This window comes from Bacillus sp. SORGH_AS_0510 (assembly GCF_030818775.1).
GTDB lineage: Bacteria > Bacillota > Bacilli > Bacillales > Cytobacillaceae > Neobacillus.
The window spans coordinates 369,212-386,767 of record NZ_JAUTAU010000001.1; the positions used below are offsets into that span (position 1 = coordinate 369,212).

Here is a 17,556-nt window from a genome sequence, read left to right on the forward strand (position 1 = left end):
TTTCTTGTAAAAGAACATTTGCCTGTCAGGGCTGAACAAGGCGCTTCTGTTTTTCTAATTCCAAGGTAGAATCTTTTTGTACCATGGAACCTTTTTGCTTTCCTTCTTTTTGATGGATTCAGGGTTTTTGATATGCTCGGTGCAATAGTCGGTTGGTTCGGTGCCAGCCACATAATAGGTGAATCGGCGTACCGGACAGTCCTTTGTCGCCAGCTTGCCGTTTAACGGGTTCACGTACACACCGACGACTCCTTCTTTTGGCGGTTTAAACGCTTTGACCGTCTTTCCGTCTAACGCTTCCTCCATAAAGTTCGCCCAAATTTTCTTCGCATACGTCTTTTCCGCAGTTAGCTCAAGCGGCTTACCGATATCATATCCTGCCCACACAGCGGTCACGAGCTGCGGCGAGAAACCAATCATCCAGCTATCCGTTTCCGTGGAACCTGACTTTCCTGCATATGGCCGGGTGATATTTTTGATCACCGTACTACCCGTAACCTTGGCATATCCGTTGAGCTTCGGGTCGAAAATCCCCGTCAGCAGTTGGGTCATGACAAAAGCTTTGGCTGGGTCTAATACTTTTTTAGTTTGGTTTTCTTTTTCAAAAATGACATTGCCGTTAAAGTCTTCTACCTTTGTAATGAATGTTGGGTTTACACTTTTTCCACCGTTGGCAAACAGGCTGTAGGCATTGGCCATTTCGATGACTCGAACACCTGAAGTTCCTAATGCTAGAGACGGAACCTCTGTCATTTTCGTGGATAAACCAAATCTTTTGGCGGTTTTAATTAATGTATCTTCCCCTAAAAACAAATGAGTTTTAACAGCAAAAATATTATCGGATACAGCTAATGCTTGAGCGAGTGTGACTTCGCCGTCAGCATACTTATTATTAAAGTTATGCGGCGTATAATCCGCCTGGCCATCATCAAAATGGAAGGTCGTAGATTCACTCCTCATGGTCGATGAAGGGGTAAAGCCTTGCTCAAGTGCCGCATAATACAATAGCGGCTTAATGGTGGAACCTGGCTGGCGAATCGCTTGAATCGCCCGGTTAAAAGGACTTTTCTCATAGTCCCGGCCACCTACTAGAGCTTTTACATACCCGTTTTTCGGATCCATGGCGACTAAGGCAGCTTGAATTTTAGATGTGCTGTCCACATATTGATGGACTTGTTGTTCTGCCGCCTCCTGCTGCTTAAGGTTAAGGGTGGTATATACCTTTAATCCGCCGAGAGCAATCGTGCGGTCATCTAAATGCAATTGGTTCCTTAGAGCGTTCTTGACGGCATCCTGAAAATAAGGTGCGATCTTTACTTGCTTGGTCGTATGAGCGCCCACTAGTGTGAGCGGCTGCTCTGCTGCTTTTTTGGCAGTAGCCTTCGAGATGTACTTGTTATTCACCATGCTTTGTAAAATAATCTTTTGGCGGTTTTTTGCCCGTTCCATCGAAGCGAGTGGGGAATAGAGTCCTGGTCCCTTTGGAATACCCGCCAGCATACTGGCCTCGGCAAGGCTTAAATCCGCTGCTTTTTTTCCAAAATAATATTGGCTGGCTGCTTCCACACCATAAGCACCGTTGCCATAGTAGATGGTATTTAAATAGCCTTCCAGAATATCCTTTTTCGAATAGTTCATTTCTAGGCGAATTGTATAAAATGCCTCGTGCAACTTACGTTTCCACGTCTTGTCGTGTTCAAGGAAAAGGTTCCTTGCGTATTGCTGGGTGATGGTACTGGCTCCCTGCACCTTGGCAAAGGCTTGAACATCGGCAATGACGGCACCTGCAATTCGTTTGAAATCAAAACCATGATGATTGTAAAAATTTTTATCCTCAATAGAAACGGTTGCTTTCACTAAGTCAGGTGAAATTTCGTTTAAATTCACCCAATACCGTTTCTGACCACTATTGCTTTCACCAATCAAAGTTCCATCGTCTGCAAAAAATAGGGTGGATTGCGGAACCGCGAGCGGAGGTGCGCCTAATATCTTTGCGTAGGCAAGAATGCTTCCAAAGATAATAAGCATGCAAATCATGCCTATCAAACTGATGATAATAATGGCGCGCAAGTATTTAATGGTCTTTCGAAACCCTTGATCAGTCATGATTTCCATAGAGTTCACCTCCGTTTTTTCTATCAGGAAAAATTTAGATAGTAATAGTATTGAAAAAAGAGAGTTTTTTTAAACATTTTTCAAATAAAAATGCAATTTTTCTTAAATTTTGCTAGACTTTTTCTTATGTTTGTAATTCAATAGTTTGGGTAGCATAAAAAATGAAGTGATTACTTTAGTAATCACATGATTGTATAAAAATGAGTTAAGTTGAAAGGAAGATGATATATGTCAATTTGGTTTACAGAGAAGCAGACTGAAAACTTTGGTATCACAATGAAAGTAAATAAAACATTACATACAGAACAAACGGAATTTCAAAAGCTGGATATGATCGAAACAGAAGAGTGGGGTAACATGCTTCTATTAGATGACATGGTTATGACTTCTGTTAAAGATGAGTTCGTTTACCATGAAATGGTGGCACACGTTCCTTTATTTACACACCCAAACCCTGAGAACGTATTAGTAGTTGGCGGCGGAGACGGCGGCGTAATCCGTGAAGTGTTAAAGCACCCAAGCGTGAAGAAAGCTACACTTGTTGATATCGACGGTAAGGTTATTGAGTATTCTAAGAAGTTCCTTCCGGAAATCGCTGGTATGTTAGATGATCCACGTGTTGATGTACGTGTAGACGACGGATTCATGCACATTGCAAACAGTGACAACGAGTATGACGTGATTATGGTTGATTCAACTGAACCTGTAGGTCCTGCGGTAAATCTATTTACTAAAGGCTTCTATGCTGGGATTTCTAAAGCATTAAAAGAAGACGGTATCTTTGTAGCGCAATCAGATAATCCTTGGTTCAAGGCGGACTTAATCCGCAACGTACAACGCGATGTAAAGGAAATCTTCCCAATCACTCGCCTGTATGTAGCCAACATTCCTACGTACCCAAGCGGCCTATGGGCATTTACAATCGGTTCAAAGAAATACGATCCATTAGAAGTAAGCGAAGACCGCTTCCACGAAATCGAAACAAAATACTACACAAAAGAACTGCACAAAGCAGCATTCGTACTACCTAAATTCGTCGGCGACTTAGTGAAGTAATAATGGGGGGGTCAGACCCCCGGTGTGGTTGTGCGTTAAAGGATCGGGGGACTGACCCCCGATGTGGTGATGCGTTAAAGGGTCGGGGGACTGACCCCCGATGTGGTGATGCGTTAATGAGTCGGGGGACTGACCCCCGGTGTGGTGATGCGTTAATGAGTCGGGGGACTGACCCCGTATAGAGGAGGTTTTTTGATGCGTTTTGATGAGGCGTATTCGGGTAATGTGTTTATTAAGAGTCACCCGAGTTATGAGGAGAGTAAGGTTGTTCTTTATGGGATGCCGATGGATTGGACGGTAAGTTACCGCCCGGGTTCTCGTTTCGGTCCTGCTCGTATTCGTGAGGTGTCGATTGGTCTTGAGGAGTACAGCGCTTATCTTGACCGCGAGCTTGAAGAGGTTAAATATTTCGATGCGGGCGATATTCCACTTCCGTTTGGAAATCCGCAGCGAAGCATAGATATGATTGAAGAATACGTGGATTCTCTACTTGCTGCAGGCAAGTACCCGCTTGGTATGGGTGGAGAACATCTTGTGTCATGGCCGGTAATGAAGGCAATGTATAAGAAGTATCCAGACCTAGCGATTATCCACTTCGACGCTCACACGGATTTACGTGAGCAATATGAGGGTGAGCCGTTATCACACTCTACTCCAATTCGTAAGATCGCTGAGCATATCGGTCCGAAAAACGTGTATTCTTTTGGAATCCGTTCTGGAATGAAGGAAGAATTCGAATGGGCGAAGCAAAATGGCATGCACATTTCGAAATTTGAAGTGCTTGAGCCATTAAAGGAAATTCTGCCTACACTTGCAGGACGTCCTGTTTATGTAACGATTGATATCGACGTGCTAGACCCTGCCCACGCACCTGGAACAGGTACAGTGGATTGCGGCGGAATCACGTCGAAAGAGCTTCTTGCATCGATCCATGCGATTGCTCGTTCTGAGGTAAACGTGGTGGGTGCTGACCTTGTTGAGGTCGCTCCTATCTATGATGTATCTGAACAAACAGCAAACACAGCTAGCAAGCTTTTACGTGAAATGATTTTAGGTTGGTTCTAATAGGTTAGTTCCATCCTTGAAAAACTTTTTGAACGGTGCCTGTCCCATTGGGGCGGGCATCTTTTGATTTGTATCGTGACAATGTTTATAATAGAAAAAGTATGCGGTGACGCGCTTATGACCATGATGAGGACTATAACTACTCGAAAGAAGAGGTTAGAGTTCCTTTTTAAAAAAGGAAGTGCAGTTTGGTTTGTCTATTCATGAGATTCCGATGAAGATTAAGGTGAAAACGACGATTGAGCAGGACGGGGATAAGGAGACTTTCGAGTTGATGGTGTTGGGCCGTTATCTTGAGAAGGATGGTGCCTCGTTTCTTAAATATGAGGAAGTGCAGGAAGAAGGCAATGTTCGCACGATTGTAAAGGTGGCGGGCAAGGAAGCGTTGATTTTACGAGGCGGTGCGGTGAAGATGCGGCTGCCGTTTGAGTTGAATCGGCTGCTTCGCGGTAGCTATGAGATGCCGTTTGGTGTGTTTGAGACGTTGACGATGACGAAAAGGCTGGAGCATTCGTTTGAAGATGGCCGAGGCTTGATTGATATATTGTATGATTTCAGGATGCAGGGTTCGCCCGGCGGTACATATCGGTTAGAAATTACCTTTGAGGAGGATGGGAAATGAATATAGTAGAGTTGATGCAGAGTAAGATCAAGGAAGAGATTCGGGCGGCGGTTTTGAAGGCAGGGCTTGCGGCGGAGGATCAGATTCCGGATGTAATCCTGGAGCTTCCAAAGGATAAGGCGCACGGCGATTATTCGACGAATATGGCGATGCAGCTGGCTCGTGTGGCGAAGAAGGCGCCGCGCATGATTGCAGAGGCATTGGTTGAGCATTTTGATCGTTCGAAGGCATCTATTGAAAAAATTGAGCTGGCAGGACCAGGGTTTATCAATTTTTATATGAATAATGCGTATTTGACAGATTTGATTCCAACAGTGCTGAAGGCTGGAGAAAAGTACGGGGAAACTACGGTTGGTGGCGGCCAGAAGATTCAGGTGGAGTTTGTGTCTGCGAACCCTACTGGAGATTTGCACCTTGGACATGCCCGCGGTGCGGCTGTTGGGGATTCGCTTTGCAATGTATTGGCTAAGGCGGGCTATGCGGTGTCCCGTGAATACTATATTAATGATGCTGGAAATCAGATTAATAATTTGGCGAAGTCGGTTGAGGCTCGTTATTTCCAGGCGCTTGGCATGGATAAGGACATGCCGGAGGATGGCTACCATGGTGCAGATATTGTGGGCATCGGGCAGGCGTTGGCGGATGAGTTCGGTGATAAGTATGTGAATGTTGATGAGGCGGAGCGTTTTGAGTTCTTCCGTGAGTACGGCTTGAAGTATGAAATGGCGAAGCTGAAGAAGGACCTTGAGGATTTCCGCGTGGGCTTTGATGTGTGGTATTCTGAGACGTCTCTTTATAAGAATGGGAAAATTGATGAGGCGTTGGACGCGCTTCGTGCAACCGGTTATATCTATGAAGAGGAAGGCGCGACTTGGCTTCGTTCGATGGATTTCGGCGATGATAAGAACCGCGTGTTGATTAAGCAGGACGGGTCTTATACGTATTTGACGCCGGATATTGCGTACCACAAGGATAAGTTGGACCGCGGCTTTGAAAAGTTGATTAATATTTGGGGTGCGGACCACCACGGCTATATTCCGCGTATGAAGGCGGCGCTTCAGGCGTTAGGCTATGATCGTGATACGCTTGAGGTGGAGATTATTCAGCTTGTTCATTTGTATAAGAACGGCGAAAAGATGAAGATGAGTAAGCGTACCGGTAAGGCGGTTACGATGCGTGATTTAGTGGATGAAGTCGGCCTCGATGCGACTCGTTATTTCTTTGCGATGCGCAGCTCGGATACGCATATGGATTTCGATTTGGATTTGGCAGTGTCTGAGTCGAATGAGAATCCGGTTTATTATGCACAGTATGCGCATGCTCGGATTTCTAGTATCTTGCGTTCTGGGGAAGAGCAGGGCGTGAAGTTTGATGCGGAGTCGGCTGATTTTTCATTGGTGACGTCTGAGAAAGAGATGGACTTATTGAAGAAGGTTGGCGAGTTCCCGGCTGCTGTTGGGGAGGCCGCGTTGAAGCGCATGCCGCACCGCATCACCAACTATATCTTTGATTTAGCGTCGACGTTCCACAGTTTTTATAATGCGGAAAAGGTGCTTGATATGGACAATGTTGAGCGTACGAAGGCACGCCTTGCGTTGGTGAGATCCGTGCAGATTACGTTGAAGAATGCATTGGCGTTGATTGGTGTATCGGCTCCGGAGAAGATGTAAAGTTTGAAGCTCCCTTATCGTGGATGAGGGGGCTTTTTTTTGTTGGTGGGTGAAGTGGTTGATAAAGATGGAAATGTGGTTGATAGGAGGGTGGAAGTGGCCGATATGTTGTTGGAAGTGGCCGATATATTGTTGGAAGTGGCCGATAAAAATAAAAACCGGTCGATAAGTTGGAAAAAGTGGTCGATAAAATAAAAAAGGTAGATAAAATGATCGCTCTATCTAACATTCAGGTGAAAAGTCCCTAAAATAATGAATAATATCCAATAAAATGCAAATAGTAATAGAGAATTATGAGTGAGGAGTGACCGATTGCATGAATGTTGGAAGAGCGAAAGAAATTATGGAATCAGCCGATATGATTAACGTGACCTACGATGGAACGCCAGTGATCATTCAAAATGTGGACGAAACCACAAAAATGGCGCGGATCTATTCCAGGAAAGACCCTGAGAACGAAAGAGACGTACCGGTTTTGAACCTAATCGAGGAATAAAAGAGTGGGGACAGTCCCCCCGTGCGGTGAAGCTTCACTCCGCTGGGGGACTGTCCCTATTATTTGATTTCAATGGCCCCGCCACTGATTCGTTTATAGCCTCGCAGTTTGCTTAAATCATCGATGAGTTTTAGTGTTGCCTGGTCTTTTGATTTGGCTTCAATCATGAAATCGACGTCCTGACCGGTATCTTTTAGCAGCTGCAGAAAGGGCATGATGAATTCAGGGTCCACAAAATCCGCATGGGAACGGAATTCTTTTTCCGCTTTGGGCGAAGAAATATGGATTTTCGGAATATGTGGCACATATGCCCAGGTCTGGACAATCCGTGGCCATAGCTCTTCTAATGGCGTTTCGCATAGGTTCGCCATATGGTGGTGATAGTCAAACACCAAGGGAATGGACTCTTTTTCACAAACTTCTAATGTTTCTTCCGTGGTATAGGTCTTATCATCATTTTCTAACGTCATGACCTGCTTAATATGGGCCGGAAGGGTGGTTAAATTTTGATAGAAACGGATTAGAGCCTGCTGTTTGTCCCCATATGCCCCGCCGATATGGATATTAATCAGTCCAACATCAGCAAGCCCCATTGCTTCTAACATTTGATAATGATAGCTCATGTCAATGACTGCATTTTCGGTAATGGTTTTTTTGGGCGAGGTAAATAATGTGAATTGGTTCGGATGGAAGCTGATCCGCAGGTGATTGCTCCGCACCAGTTCGCCGAGTTCTTCCCATTCCTTTTTGAAGGGGGTGGTAAAGTCCCAGCGTACCTCTGGATGGGTGGCGAGGGGAACAATCGAGCTCGACATGCGGTATACCTCAATTTCATGAGCAAGATTGAAGTACAGCATTCGTTTCGTGTGCTCGATATTTTGCCTCGTCACGTCTAATAGTTTTGCTGTCCGCTCCTCTGCGCTGAGCTGTTGGTAGCGGGTATAGGTCAGCGTTTTAGCCGGCGAAGCATCCCATAAAGTAATCGCAGTCGAAACATAACCAAAACGAATTTTCATATCGGTGACTCCATTCTGGGGGACAGTCCCCCGGTGTGGTAACGCGGTGATGAGTCGGGGGACTGTCCCCCCATTGGGTGATGCGGTAAAGTGCCGGGGGACTGTCCCCCCTTTTTATAGGAAGTATGAGATGAAGCGTGCTAGGATTTCTTTTGTTGCTCTCCACGGGTTGGGTTTGTTTAGTTTGTCTATTGTTAATGGCAGGGAGTCGGCGATGTCTTTTTCGATGACTTCTTTCACGCGTGTGATAAAGGCAGAGTCGTAGATATAGCAGTTGATTTCTTTGTTTAGGAAGAAACTGCGTTTATCGAAGTTGGCGGTGCCGACATCGCAAATATTGTCATCAATCACCATGGTTTTGGCATGGTAAAAACCATTCTTATATTGATACACCTTGGCCCCAATTTTCAGCAACTTACGTAAGTAGCGATAGGACCCTTCTTGGACTAATAAATGATCCGCATTGTAAGGAACAATAATAGTGAGTGTTACACCTCGGCTGAGAGCTAGAATCAATTCACTCATCACGCGGTTACTTGGCACAAAATAAGGGCTGCCAATAATAATCGAGTTTTTCGCCTTTTGAATCACTTGAATAAACTTTCCTTCCAGCATACCGGCCTCTGTTGGGACAAATTGATGGCGGACAGGGCCCCTAGAAAGAGATTTCTCAGGGAAATAGGGCGGTTCATGCTGAAGGTTTTCACCGCCATACTCCTCCCAGTCGATCATGAATTCACTTTGCAAAGAATGAACACTTTCACCAAGAATTTTTAAATGATAATCACGCCACGGGCTAAGTTTCGGGTCTTGGTCGATATATTCCTTCCCAATATTAAACCCGCCGAGATAGCCAATTTCCCCGTCAATAATCGTTATTTTACGATGATTCCTGACTTGCGCGGAGTAAAAAAGAAAGGGGAGTTTGATTCGGTTACTAAAAGCAAACTTCACCCCGGCTTCCCTAAGGGCCTTTACCGTGGACGGCTTTAAACGCCAGCTGCCAAGGCGGTCCGCCAACAGCCGCACTTCCACGCCTTCCCGTGCCTTTTCTTTTAACATTTCAAGAAATTCCTGACCGAAGCTGTCATCTTTAACGATATAGAAGAGCACATGAATATGCTTCTTCGCCTGGCGAATTTCCTGAAAATAGTCAGCGAATAATTCCTTCCCATGTGTAAAAATGTCCACATAACCATGGAGGATGGTGGTTTCCATAAAACTAGCAATGGAAAGATGCTTCTTTCGACCTAATCTAAAATCTAATACGAGCCATATAATGATAAGTAAAAGTAGTGCGCATAAACAAGTGGCCAAGCTCATGTGAATCTTTCCCCCAATCGGTTTCATTAGTGTTTCCGAACGGGTACATTTCTATAAGTCGAACGAATTTTACAAAAATTGATTGACTGAATGCTCATTCATAATATAATAGAGATAAGATTAAGTTCAGAAAATTAATTATTTTCTTGTAAGAACAGGGGAAAGGGGCGTTAGTAATGAATGGTCTTTTGTGGATTAACCTCATTGCATTTTTACTTGTAACCGCTTACGCTATCAGCCTATTTGTTTATGTGGTTAAGACTCGAATCGAATTTATTAAGTTAGGGAAAAAAGTCGAGTTTGATAACAATGTCAAAGAGCGGCTGCAAAAAATTTGGGTAAACGTGTTTGGTCAGAAAAAGCTATTGAAGGATAAGAAAAGCGGCGCGATTCACGTCATGTTCTTTTACGGATTCATTCTTGTCCAATTTGGAGCCATCGATTTTATCTGGAAAGGTATCGCACCAGGTTCACACCTGCCGCTTGGACCGTTATATGCAGGCTTCACTTTTTTCCAGGAAATCGTCACATTGACGATTCTGGTTGCGGTGATTTGGGCATTTTACCGCCGCTATGTGGAAAAATTAGTTCGGTTAAAGCGCAATTTTAAATCTGGACTTGTTCTTTTATTTATCGGCGGCTTAATGGTTTCCGTTTTAGTCGGAAATGGAATGGGCATCATTTGGCATGGAGATGAGGCATCTTGGACGGAGCCGGTTGCTTCTCTGATTGCAACGGCTTTCTCATGGGTAGGAGAAACAGCTTCCATCGTCATTTTCTATGTGGCTTGGTGGATGCACTTATTGTTCTTACTAACCTTCTTAGTATACGTGCCGCAATCTAAGCACGCGCATTTGTTGGCTGGCCCGGCAAACGTATATTTTGACCGTCTAGAAAAACCAGGTAAGTTGAAGAAAGTTGATTTTGAAGATGAAACACAAGAGTCCTTTGGAGTTGGAAAAATCGAGGACTTTACGCAGCACCAAATGATCGATTTTTATGCCTGTGTGGAATGTGGCCGCTGTACCAATATGTGTCCGGCAACAGGAACAGGGAAGATGCTGTCGCCAATGGATTTGATTGTAAAAATGCGTGACCACCTCACAAATTATGGTGCGTCCGTTACTTCCAAACAGCCATGGGTGCCGACGTTTGCTTTTTCTAATACAAAAGGTAATCAAATTGCACTAGCTGCGGCAGGACAAGGTGCACAGGAATCAGCTGCTGCCCTTGCTTACAATCCAAGTTTGATTGGTGATGTTATTACCGAAGAGGAAATCTGGGCATGTACTACGTGCCGTAACTGTGAAGATCAATGTCCGGTTATGAACGAGCACGTGGATAAAATTATTGACCTTCGCCGTTATTTAGTTTTAACAGAAGGTAAAATGGATGCGGATGCACAGCGTGCGATGACGAATATCGAGCGTCAAGGCAATCCGTGGGGATTGAACCGTAAAGAGCGCGAAAACTGGCGTGAGGTTCGCGAGGATGTAGAAATTCCAACGGTGAAGGAAATGAGCAAGAAGGGTGAAGAATTCGAATACCTCTTCTGGGTTGGTTCGATGGGATCCTTTGATAACCGTAGTCAAAAGATTGCTCTTTCGTTTGCGAAGTTAATGAACGAAGCAGGCGTGAAGTTTGCCATTTTGGGTAACAAAGAGAAAAACTCTGGTGATACACCACGCCGTCTCGGAAATGAATTCCTGTTCCAAGAGCTGGCGACGAAAAACATTGAAGAATTCGAAAAGGCTGAAGTGAAGAAGATCGTGACGATCGATCCGCATGCCTACAATATTTTCAAAAATGAGTATCCTGATTTCGGCCTGCAGGCAGAGGTGTATCACCATACCGAGGTTCTTTATGAACTGGTTCGTGATGGCCGCTTGGTTCCGAAGCATGCAGTGAATGAAAAAATTACTTTCCACGATTCTTGTTATCTAGGTCGTTACAACGATGTCTACGATCCGCCGCGTGAAATTTTAAAATCGATTCCAGGTGTGCAACTGGTTGAGATGGAGCGGAACAGAGAAACAGGAATGTGCTGTGGCGCAGGCGGCGGCTTGATGTGGATGGAGGAAGAAACCGGACACCGGATTAATGTGAGCCGTACGGAGCAAGCGTTGGCCGTGAATCCTTCCGTGATCAGTTCTGGATGTCCATACTGCTTAACGATGCTTTCAGACGGAACAAAGGCGAAAGAAGTAGAAGAAAAAGTAGCAACATACGATGTAGCTGAATTGCTTGAAAAAGCAGTTTGTGGAGAGGTAAAAGAAATCGCTTCGTAAGCGGTAGCAGCAATGATTTGAATAGCAAAGGTTGAGATTTTCATTCAAAATTTTATGAATTTTGTATAAAATATTTCAACTTTTGCTATTTTTTATGTAAAATATAAAGTGAGAATAAAACGCTTACATTTCCTTTTGTTTTCTGTACGTGGGCAGTGCGTTTTTTGTAAAACGATCTTCGCTTGCGTTATTTTTTCGATTTTTTTCGAGCGAGCGTTCAGTCGCCGAAATAACCGGAATAGATTTTAAAAGATGAGATCTGAAGAATCGTAAAAAATTTTAAAAACACAAGACTGAATATTAGGAATAGGGAGAGTGTTTTGAATGGGTAAAACAGTTATTTTGAGCGGTGTTAGAACACCTTTTGGCAAATTAGGAGGCGCTTTAAGCAGCTTCACGGCATCACAACTCGGGGGCATCGCGGTAAAAGAGGCATTGGTTCGTGCCGGCGTGAAGCCTGAAGAGGTAGGGGAAGTAATTCTTGGGACAGTTTTACAAGGGGGTCAAGGACAAATTCCATCGCGCCAAGCTGCTCGTCACGCTGGCCTACCGTGGGAGGTCAAAACCGAAACCATTAATAAAGTTTGTGCATCTGGCATGCGCAGTGTGACGTTAGGCGATCAAATCATTCGTGCGGGCGACGAGGAAGTCATCGTAGCAGGTGGAATGGAGTCGATGAGCAACGCCCCGTATATTTTACCAAAAGCAAGATGGGGCTTTCGAATGGGCGATTCACAGGTGAAGGATCTTATGATTCATGACGGCTTAAGCTGTAGCTTTACAGGTGTGCATATGGGAACGTACGGCAACTCGACGGCAGCTGAAATGGAGATTTCGCGTGAGGCACAGGACGAGTGGGCGTTACGAAGCCACGTTCGCGCACTTGAAGCGATTGAAAGTGGGAAGTTAGCAGAGGAAATCGTTTCAGTAGAGGTACCGCAGCGAAAAGGAGAACCTGTGGTTGTTTCTGAAGATGAGGGGCCGCGTAAGGATACTTCTTTAGATCGACTTGCTAAGCTGGCGCCAGTGTTTAATTCAACAGGAACGATTACAGCTGGAAATGCACCTGGAGTGAATGATGGTGCGGCGGCCCTTGTGCTTATGAGCGAAGAGCGTGCGGCGCGTGAAGGACGCGAAGTCGGTGCAGTGATTCTTGGTCACGCAGCTGTCGCGGTCGAAGCAAAGGATTTCCCACAAACGCCAGGACTTGTCATCAATGAGATTTTAAGAAAGACTGGCAAGAGCTTGGAGGAAATTGACCTGTTTGAAATTAATGAAGCCTTTGCGGCTGTGGCTTTGGCAAGTGGAAAAATTGCGGGGCTTGATCCGGAAAAGGTTAATGTGAATGGCGGTGCGGTCGCACTTGGACATCCTATCGGCGCAAGCGGCGCACGAATTATCATCACGTTGATGCACGAATTGAAACGCCGTGGCGGCGGAATTGGCATCGCAGCTATATGCAGCGGCGGCGGTCAAGGCGATGCTGTGATGATTGAGGTGCCGAAAAGGTAGGCGGTTGGCGTTACCGGCGTATGGCGGGGGTTAACTGTCGTATAAGACGTGTTAACTGTCGGATAACGTGAGTTTACTGTCGCATAAGTCACTGTAACTGTCGCATAACATCAGTTTACTGTCGTAAGGACAATTTTTCATAAAAAAGGGGGCTGCGGTCGGGTACACGGCCCCTATCTGGAGGGGAAAACATGAAGGTTTCGAGTGTAATGGTAATTGGTGCAGGGCAAATGGGCTCGGGGATTGCTCAAGTTTGTGCCCAAGCAGGATATAACGTGTTGTTAAATGACTTAAAACCTGAATTCGTGGAACGCGGTCTTGGGGTCATCAATAAGAACCTTTCCCGTAACGTCGATAAAGGCCGGATCACCGAGGAGCAAAAGCAGGAAGTGCTCGCGCGACTTACAGTTTCAACGAATCTATCAGATGCGGCTGGCGTTGACCTTGTTATCGAAGCAGCCGTTGAAAATATGGAAATTAAAACAAAACTCTTTGCACAATTAGACGAAATTGCTCCGGCACATACGATTTTAGCGAGCAATACCTCGTCACTGCCAATCACGGAGATTGCTGCAGCGACGAAGCGGCCGGAAAAGGTCATCGGCATGCACTTTATGAATCCGGTGCCTGTGATGAAGTTGGTGGAAATTATCCGCGGATTGGCAACAGCAGATGAAGTCTATCAAGTGATTGAAGACATGACAAAAACGTTAAGCAAGGTACCTGTAGAAGTAAATGACTTCCCTGGCTTTGTATCCAACCGTATCTTGATGCCAATGATCAATGAGGCGATTTATACCTTGTATGAAGGCGTGGCAACGAAGGAAGCCATCGATGAAGTCATGAAGCTTGGCATGAACCATCCGATGGGACCGTTAACTTTAGCCGACTTTATTGGGTTAGATACGTGCCTGTACATTATGGAAACACTTCATGAAGGCTTCGGCGACGACAAATACCGTCCATGTCCACTGCTACGTAAGTATGTAAAAGCAGGGTGGCTCGGCAAGAAATCCGGCCGTGGATTCTACACGTACGAATAGGAACGAATGCAAGTTTTTAAATAGAAATATAAAAAACCAGGTGGATCACTGGCGACATTACATACACTTCTGTGATCTCCCCTGGAATTGAATCCACCTTAAAAAGGGGAGAGACCAATGAATCTGACATTTACAGAAGAACAAGAAATGATGCGAAAAATGGTCCGCGATTTTGCGAACAGTGAAATTGCGCCATTTGTTGAGAATATGGAAAAGGGTGAATTTCCACGTGAGATTCTCCGTAAAATGGGTGAGCTTGGCTTAATGGGAATTCCTGTGCCAGAAAGATATGGCGGGGCTGAAATGGATTTCACCTCCTACATTATTGCTATCAATGAGATTTCGAAGGTCAGCGCCACGCTGGGTGTGATTTTATCGGTGCATACTTCGGTCGGTACGAACCCGATTCTTTATTTTGGAACGGAAGAGCAGAAGCAAAAGTATGTACCGAAGCTTGCTTCAGGTGAATACTTAGGGGCTTTTTGCTTAACCGAGCCGAGCGCTGGCTCAGATGCAGCAAGCCTGAAGTCGCGCGCGGTCAAGAAGGGTGACCATTATGTCATCAATGGCTCGAAGGTATTCATAACTAACGGCGGTGAGGCCGATGTGTACATTGTGTTTGCGACCACTGAGCCGAAATTAGGCACTAAAGGCATCGCTGCATTTATTGTTGAAAAAGATACCCCTGGGCTGATCATTGGGAAGGATGAGCACAAAATGGGGCTTCACGGCTCAAGAACCGTACAGCTTACGTTTGAAGACATGCGTGTGCCGGTAGAAAATCTGCTTGGCAACGAAAGTGAAGGGTTTAAAATTGCGATGGCGAACCTTGATGTCGGCCGCATTGGCATTGCGACGCAAGCATTAGGTATTGCAGAGGCCGCGCAGTCTGCCGCAACGAACTATGCGAAGGAGCGCCACCAGTTTGGTAAACCAATTGCCGCGCAGCAGGGAATCGGCTTTAAGTTGGCGGATATGGCGACAAGTGTGGAGGCGGCGAAACTATTAGTCTATCGGGCCGCAGATTTGCGCAGCCGCGGGTTGAAGTGCGGCCTCGAGGCCTCGATGGCAAAGTTGTTTGCGACTCGCACAGCTGTCGAGGTAGCAACGGAAGCCATCCAAGTGTTTGGCGGCTACGGTTATACAGAGGATTACCCGGTAGAGCGCTACTTCCGCGATGCGAAGGTAACGGAAATCTATGAGGGTACGAGTGAGATTCAACGAATTGTGATTAGCAAGTATTTGTAGATAAAGATGGATTTTGTGTAGATATCCGGCCAAAATGTGTAGATAAATCGAAAAAGTGTGTAGATATCTGAGCAAAATGTGTAGATAAACTCCGAAAGTGTGTAGATAAATCTAAAAAACATGTAGATATCCCAAAGGAGGACCTAAAAATGAACTTTAAGTTAACAGAAGAACATGAAATGATTCGAAAAATGGTTCGTGATTTTGCTAGAAACGAAGTGGCGCCGACTGCCGCTGAGCGTGACGAGGAAGAACGCTTCGACCGTGAAATTTTTGACAAAATGGCGGAGCTTGGTTTAACGGGAATTCCGTGGCCTGAAGAGTACGGCGGCATCGGAAGTGACTATTTAGCATACTGTATCGCAGTTGAGGAGCTTTCCCGTGTCTGTGCATCAACAGGGGTAACACTTTCAGCTCACACTTCACTTGCCGGCTGGCCAATCTACAAGTTTGGTAATGAAGAGCAAAAACAAAAGTACCTTCGCCCGATGGCAGAGGGAAGCAAAATTGGCGGCTACGGCTTAACAGAGCCCGGCAGCGGTTCGGATGCAGGCGGCATGAGAACAACGGCTCGCCTCGAAGGAGATCATTACGTTCTAAATGGTTCTAAAATTTTTATCACTAACGGCGGCATCGCTGATATCTATGTAGTTTTTGCACTAACCGATCCATCCAGCAAACAAAAGGGTACAACAGCATTTATCGTCGAAAGCGACTTCCCAGGCTTCTCTGTTGGGAAAAAAGAAAAGAAACTGGGCATTCGTTCGTCACCTACAACGGAAATTATTTTCGAAGATTGCAAGGTTCCAGTGGAAAACCGCCTAGGTGAAGAGGGCGAAGGATTTAAGATTGCCATGATGACATTGGATGGCGGCCGTAACGGGATCGCAGCACAAGCGGTGGGAATTGCGCAAGGCGCATTAGATGCAGCGGTGGACTATGCAAAAGAACGCAATCAGTTCGGTAAACCTATCGCGGCTCAGCAGGGAATCAGCTTTAAGTTGGCTGATATGGCAACCAGTATTGAAGCTTCAAGACTATTAACCTATCAAGCTGCATGGTTAGAGTCTAATGGTCTTCCGTATGGAAAAGAGTCTGCGATGTCCAAATTGTTTGCTGGGGACACAGCGATGAAGGTCACAACCGAAGCGGTTCAAGTGTTTGGCGGCTACGGTTATACAAAGGATTATCCAGTTGAACGATTCATGCGTGATGCAAAAATCACTCAAATATACGAAGGCACACAAGAAATTCAACGACTCGTTATTTCAAGAATGATTACGAAGTAAGGTGGTCGAAGCGGGATGAAAAAGCGGGAAGTACAGGCTTCGGTCAAGGATGAGCGCTTAGTGCAAAAGCGACGCGACCAGATGATCAAAGGGGCCGTGACACTTTTTAAACAAAAGGGGTTTCACCGGACAACGACGAGGGAAATCGCCAAAGCAGCGGGCTTTAGTATTGGGACGCTTTATGAATACATCCGCACGAAGGAAGACGTGCTCTATCTAGTGTGTGACAGCATCTATGACCATGTCAGTGACAGGTTGCAGAAGGACTTAGCTTTGAAAAAAGGGACATTGGAAAGCTTGAAGCTTGGGATTGCCAACTTTTTTCAGGTTATGGATGAGATGCAGGCGGAAGTGCTCGTGATGTATCAGGAAGTGAAGTCCCTTTCTAGGGACGCCCTTCCTTATGTGTTGAAAAAAGAGATGGAAATGGTGGCCATGTTTGAAAACCTGCTCTCACGGTGTGTTGAAAACGGCGAACTATCGCTGACTGAAAAGCAGGTTGAGTTGATTGCACATAACATTTTTGTGCAGGGACAAATGTGGGGCTTCCGCCGCTGGGCGCTTCGAAAACTATTTACGTTAGAAGAATATATTGAGCTGCAGACGGAGTTATTGTTAGCGGGGATTGGCGGCGAGGTCACGTCAGGCGAAAAGCGTCTGGAAAACGAGGCGAGTCGCGAACAGTAAAACGGAGTTCATTTTAAAATTATATGTAAATATCAAATTCGACTTTGAGAATTATCCAGCTCCAGCGCCTAGCCAGTTTTCACCCTGAATACTCTGCATTGAGTATCTTGTAACAATTATGGCTGG

General features: G+C 45.4%; 15 protein-coding genes. 12 read left to right on the top strand and 3 right to left on the bottom strand.

What is annotated here, in order from left to right; translation table 11 throughout:
- Positions 1-54: 54 nt before the first annotated feature.
- Positions 55-2,115, bottom strand: coding sequence for a transglycosylase domain-containing protein (locus QE429_RS01955; protein WP_307283377.1), 2,061 nt, complete (start codon positions 2,113-2,115; stop codon positions 55-57).
- A gap of 228 nt (positions 2,116-2,343) precedes the next feature.
- Between QE429_RS01955 and speE the strand changes: the two genes are divergently transcribed.
- The 6 genes from speE (at position 2,344) to QE429_RS01985 (ending at position 7,024) form a co-directional block, all read left to right on the top strand.
- Entirely contained in the window at positions 2,344-3,171 is an 828-nt protein-coding gene (speE, locus tag QE429_RS01960; RefSeq protein ID WP_307283380.1) for a spermidine synthase, read from the top strand.
- A 195-nt stretch (positions 3,172-3,366) separates the two neighbouring features.
- A complete protein-coding gene (gene speB / locus QE429_RS01965; protein WP_307283382.1) occupies positions 3,367-4,236 on the top strand; it encodes an agmatinase in 870 nt (289 codons plus the stop codon).
- Positions 4,237-4,429: 193 nt separating this feature from the next.
- Positions 4,430-4,858, top strand: coding sequence for a YwiB family protein (locus QE429_RS01970; protein ID WP_307283385.1), 429 nt, complete (start codon positions 4,430-4,432; stop codon positions 4,856-4,858).
- Entirely contained in the window at positions 4,855-6,528 is a 1,674-nt protein-coding gene (gene argS, locus QE429_RS01975; protein WP_307283388.1) for an arginine--tRNA ligase, read from the top strand. Before QE429_RS01970 ends, argS begins: the two co-directional genes overlap by 4 nt.
- A gap of 39 nt (positions 6,529-6,567) precedes the next feature.
- On the top strand, positions 6,568-6,723 hold the full coding sequence (locus QE429_RS01980; protein WP_307283391.1) for a hypothetical protein: 156 nt from the start codon (positions 6,568-6,570) through the stop codon (positions 6,721-6,723).
- Positions 6,724-6,844: 121 nt separating this feature from the next.
- The gene (locus tag QE429_RS01985) at positions 6,845-7,024 is read left to right on the top strand and encodes an H-type small acid-soluble spore protein (RefSeq protein WP_307283394.1); all 180 of its coding nucleotides are present in this window, start codon (positions 6,845-6,847) and stop codon (positions 7,022-7,024) included.
- A 59-nt stretch (positions 7,025-7,083) separates the two neighbouring features.
- Here QE429_RS01985 and uvsE read toward each other — a convergent pair whose 3' ends face one another.
- Both uvsE and cls read right to left on the bottom strand, forming a co-directional pair.
- Complete coding sequence (gene uvsE, locus QE429_RS01990; protein ID WP_307283399.1) at positions 7,084-8,040, bottom strand: UV DNA damage repair endonuclease UvsE; 957 nt, start codon at positions 8,038-8,040, stop codon at positions 7,084-7,086.
- Positions 8,041-8,154: 114 nt separating this feature from the next.
- A complete protein-coding gene (gene cls, locus QE429_RS01995) occupies positions 8,155-9,363 on the bottom strand; it encodes a cardiolipin synthase (RefSeq protein ID WP_307283401.1) in 1,209 nt (402 codons plus the stop codon).
- Positions 9,364-9,539: 176 nt separating this feature from the next.
- Between cls and QE429_RS02000 the strand changes: the two genes are divergently transcribed.
- The 6 genes from QE429_RS02000 to QE429_RS02025 all read left to right on the top strand — a co-directional run bounded on the left by QE429_RS02000 (position 9,540) and on the right by QE429_RS02025 (position 17,430).
- Positions 9,540-11,651 carry a 4Fe-4S dicluster domain-containing protein gene (locus QE429_RS02000; protein ID WP_307283403.1) on the top strand — a complete coding sequence of 704 codons (2,112 nt, stop codon included), beginning with the start codon at positions 9,540-9,542 and terminating at the stop codon, positions 11,649-11,651.
- 324 nt (positions 11,652-11,975) lie between these two features.
- Positions 11,976-13,163, top strand: a complete 1,188-nt coding sequence (locus tag QE429_RS02005; RefSeq protein ID WP_307283406.1) for an acetyl-CoA C-acetyltransferase — start codon at positions 11,976-11,978, stop codon at positions 13,161-13,163.
- 191 nt (positions 13,164-13,354) lie between these two features.
- A complete protein-coding gene (locus QE429_RS02010) occupies positions 13,355-14,206 on the top strand; it encodes a 3-hydroxybutyryl-CoA dehydrogenase (protein WP_307283409.1) in 852 nt (283 codons plus the stop codon).
- Between the two features lie 117 nt (positions 14,207-14,323).
- The gene (locus tag QE429_RS02015) at positions 14,324-15,454 is read left to right on the top strand and encodes an acyl-CoA dehydrogenase (RefSeq protein WP_307283411.1); all 1,131 of its coding nucleotides are present in this window, start codon (positions 14,324-14,326) and stop codon (positions 15,452-15,454) included.
- A gap of 149 nt (positions 15,455-15,603) precedes the next feature.
- Positions 15,604-16,743, top strand: a complete 1,140-nt coding sequence (locus tag QE429_RS02020) for an acyl-CoA dehydrogenase (RefSeq protein ID WP_307283413.1) — start codon at positions 15,604-15,606, stop codon at positions 16,741-16,743.
- A gap of 15 nt (positions 16,744-16,758) precedes the next feature.
- Entirely contained in the window at positions 16,759-17,430 is a 672-nt protein-coding gene (locus QE429_RS02025; protein WP_307283416.1) for a TetR/AcrR family transcriptional regulator, read from the top strand.
- Positions 17,431-17,556: the final 126 nt, after the last annotated feature.